The sequence below is a fragment of the Primorskyibacter sedentarius genome, from assembly GCF_004342065.1.
GTDB lineage: Bacteria > Pseudomonadota > Alphaproteobacteria > Rhodobacterales > Rhodobacteraceae > Primorskyibacter > Primorskyibacter sedentarius.
Genome location: NZ_SLZU01000059.1, coordinates 1 through 4063, shown reverse-complemented (window position 1 = coordinate 4063; position 4063 = coordinate 1). Strand labels below are relative to the sequence as shown.

The 4063-nt window shown below is 52.0% G+C and carries 2 protein-coding genes; both read left to right on the top strand.

Translation table 11 applies throughout. From position 1 onward, the window contains the following. Positions 1-209: 209 nt before the first annotated feature. Entirely contained in the window at positions 210-2756 is a 2547-nt protein-coding gene (locus EDD52_RS23275) for a hypothetical protein (RefSeq protein WP_165907659.1), read from the top strand. Positions 2757-2768: 12 nt separating this feature from the next. Further along, positions 2769-3803 (top strand): restriction endonuclease, encoded by a 1035-nt coding sequence (locus EDD52_RS23270; protein WP_132248991.1) that lies wholly within the window; start codon positions 2769-2771, stop codon positions 3801-3803. Positions 3804-4063 lie beyond the last annotated feature (260 nt).

Genomic DNA, 4063 nt, shown 5'->3' with positions numbered 1-4063 from the left:
GCTGGCTACATGATGGCCTCACGCTCCAAGGCGCTCGCCCATGTGGCCGACTTTTGCTCCGCCACACTGGCCGGGTTTTGCTCCGCCGTTGACACAAATGTGTCTTTTCGCATGACGAAGCCCTGCGGGGTTGCAATCTCTAAGCTTGAAGCCAGCACAAGTTGAGCTTCAGTATAAGGAGTGAGAAATACCTGGACACAAATTTGACCATGGCGAAACAGAACGAACCTCTTTCGAAGGAACGGGAAAAGACCATCGAAGTGCTTATCGGGTTTTTGAAGAAGGCCCGGATTCGGTGGGCTCTGCTGCTTTTCATCTGTTTCGTTGGTTTGCTTGCAAATTTTGCATCGACCAGTCAGCCTCAAAACCCTTCGGATGCGCTGAACGTCGTAAGAGCCTATGAGCGATTGCGGGACATAGATTTAGCTGCAACGACCCACTCTAGCAACTTCCAAACATGGCTCCCGAGAGATGCGGTTGCCAGAATACATGATACCCAACATGCCTTAAGTGAAGCAAAGGACAGGCTGGCCGAGCGAGGTCTAGAGAACCGGTCGCTCGAGCTATTCACACTAGGTGCAGAATTCGACGCCCTCGCCAATGCAATAAGTGAGTTCGCTGACTCCCCACCTCCCAATGATCTTCTTAGCTGGAGCGGCTCTCAAATTGATAACCTGCTCCGGATTTATACCGGGTTAGAGAGGTCTGTTGCAGCTGAGACCAGCACCGAGCGCCAAATCCATCTCGGTGATACGACTGTAGTTGAAAGAATTCCCAGCTATTCCTCGAATTTGCGAGACATCGAGGCGTTTGCAGAAGAAATCAGCACCGGCGCAGAGACTGCGGCAGAAGCCAATGCCATTAACAATGCCGTATCCACTATCGAGGGCAGCCTAGTCGAATTGTCCAAGCCTTATCCTGGCTGGCCGAAAGACGTTGGTGAGGATTTAGCCAATATCTCTGAAACCCTTGAGGAGTGGCATGTCTCGAAACTATCTTCCGTGGTAGAGTCCGCAAAGGCGCAGATAGCGGCTGGTGAACTCAAAGCGGGATCAATTTCAGCGGTCGGTTTGTCGATTCCCGGAATTGTAATCAAGTTACTTCTGCCGCTACTCGCCTTTGGAATAGCAATCGACATTGTTCTGACATTGTCAAAAGCGCTGCGATGGTCCGGCAATGCGATGGCCCAGCGGGATGCTGCATTTCACGTTGGTCTATTTCCCTGGATCCCGGTTCTGATTTTCGGGGGAAGAACGCAGACCGGCGCGGTCACAAAACTCCTCTCGTGGATCGCCTTGGCAATCCACCTTTCTCCTCCAGTTCTTCTCGCGGTGTTGATCTATGGCGGCACGGGATTCCCGGTCGTCACGATGATTGCTGTGTGCGCCATCATTGCCGTTTTGATTTGCCAGATCGCAACCCTGCGATTAGCCAGTCAACTTTCTCAACAGCCATCGGGCGAGGCTCACTATAAACTCGGTCTAAACGATCCAACGGCTGACCTGATAAAGATCCACCTAGAACGCATAGATGTCGCATGGACATCCCTTGTAACGGTCTCGGCTGCTGCTTCCATTTTCTTTGTCGCGTTTTTATTCGTGCCGGCAGAATTACTGGGAGATCGATCACAGCTTTCGAAGTCAGGCGGAACCCGTTCGGCGCTTGAGGTGGTTTACGAACAAAGGTTCAAGGAGCACCGGGATACGTATGAGGCATGGTCCAAAACGGTGGATGATGCCTTTCACCAGCTTACGTTTATGCATGTTCATTTCCCGGAAAGTCATCCGGGCTACGAGCTGATAGAGACGCTGAGCCAAAAGCCGCCGCTCTACACCTATCCTTCGGCCAAGAGTAACTTCGATGATATCGTCACAGAGGACCGGGCCTCACTGAATCAACTCGATCTCTACGACGTCAATGACCTGATCGAGCTTCTATACCGTCAAGATCTAGATGATATTCAAGGCCCCCTCGATGAAATCCGGGAAAGCATTCGAGCGACTCCGCTGCCGGAAGAGGCGGTTGCCGATCTTCCGGATTTCCTGAAAATGCGCCGAGTAGACGCAACGACTGATCCTCACTTAAAGCCGTTATATGGCAAAGCGTCCGGCACAGGAGATTCTTTCAGCTCCCCAATGCCACCACTTCCGATCACATACCGTCAGTGGGTTGAAAAGGGTGGTTTTGCCTATCGGCTAACGCCTCTGCCAGAGCGCGGAGAGGTCGATGAATTCTATGCGTATATGGACGATAAGGGGTTCACCAGGATCGCAGGATTTGATCGTTATGCGGCCGCCTACGCAGACTTCGATCAGCAACTTGGCACCCTGAAGCTAAGTCTCTTTGGCGTTGAGGTGGACCGTCGGATAGCTGCGACAGTCGCCTCTTGGCTGATCTTACTGCTCATAGCGTTGCTTCTTCTACGCCTGATCATCGCCCGACGAACAGTCGACGCAATTGAGGATCAAGAGAGCTGTGCGACGATCCTGTTCGGAACCGGCGTCACGTTTCTGAATGCGAGTGGAACTTCGACACCGTTGCAGGCCTATTATGCCAGCACACTGTTGTTGGCTTTTCCACTTCTCGTGCTGGGTCTTATCAGATGGTCTGCAGCACCGTCCGCTGGTCTCCTGGACTGGAGTTTGATCCCTCTGGTCGCCAGTATTTTGCTTGCCGTCTTGAGCGCGGGTCAGCGCATGGCATTGCTAAGCATTCTGCCGATGATAACGAAGAACTCTGATAGAGATCATGTTTGAAGAGGTTGCGTCTTGAAAGGAACATTAAAAGACACTTTTCGTCGTTCGGGCATGTCCAGCGATCAAGCGCTCAGTATGAACTCGATGGATCAGGCCAAGACCATCAACCAATGTCTCTTGATTTTGAATGAATACGAAGAATGGGAGAACTATGAAGAAGGCGGAACGATGATGCACCGCGTTCTGCAACCCTATTTTGCGCTATCAGGGTATAAATTGCGCGCTGAACCTGAGGTGGCCAATCAACATCGCTTTGACCTCGTGGGCGACAATATCTTAAAAGGTGATGACCGCATCCTAGTCGATTACAAATTCAATCGAGAAGGCAGCCCTCGGTCACTCATCCCAAGCGCTATCCTTGAATTTGTGACCAATCTATCTCCGTCTGATGTGAGTCGAGTCATTATGGTCTCACCTGAGGGCTATGATGCGAATATGGCGGCAGTCAGCACGCGAACAGCCGGCCCAAGACTCGAACTCTGGAGCTTTGACGAAGTCAAAGAAAGACTTGTCAGACTGCGAGACTCTCAACCAGTCGAAGACAAATATGTGGAACTGGTATTAGATTTTGTCGACAAGCTTGCACTTGCCATCGCTCACGAAGAGCTCGATTTGCGTCGTCTGGAATGGCGAGAAGTCGAACGCCTGGTCGCGCATGTTTTGGCCGAGCTCGGATACGCGACCCATTTGACAGAAGGAAGCAACGATGGCGGGCGGGATGTCGTCGTCGTGGATGTCCAGCAATCAGGGACCCCGGTCTTCAACATTGAAGTCAAACACTGGACGAGCGCCAAAGTAGGAAAGAAAGAGGTAAAACGCGTCCTCGAAGTGGCCTTGAGAGAACGTCGGGATGGTGCTGTTCTATGGGCATCCAGCGGGGCCGGACCGACGGCCATCGAAGCGCGAAGCGAAAGCCAGGTCGACTACTTGCACTTCGCCGATGGCAATAAACTATCGATGGCATGTCGAAGTTTTGCAAGGAAACGTGGCGGCCTATGGAGCGGCATCAGGCCTTTCCAATCGTTCATTCTGGATTCGTCAGATTGAAATCAGGCTTTTCCGATCCCTGGAGCGTCGTTGATATCTGAATCGATTGGATACCCATGAGTTTTGTTTTGTGGTTCACCGTATGTGGAGGTGGATTATTGCCAAATCGCAATCACCGGACACTCGGGAACGTGTCGTTGCTTCGGTTGATGACGGCCTGTCGTGTGTAACCGCCCGGTTTAGGCCGCCTTGCAATCTTCGGGCGGTGCTGGTGTCCAATTCCAAGGAAGCAATTCGTCGAGCCGGTTGATTTTGTGATC

What these genes read in the sequence shown, in the direction of transcription:
- EDD52_RS23275 (WP_165907659.1), top strand. Translation starts at nt 210, where the DNA reads ATGGCGAAACAGAACGAACCTCTTTCGAAGGAACGGGAAAAGACCATC.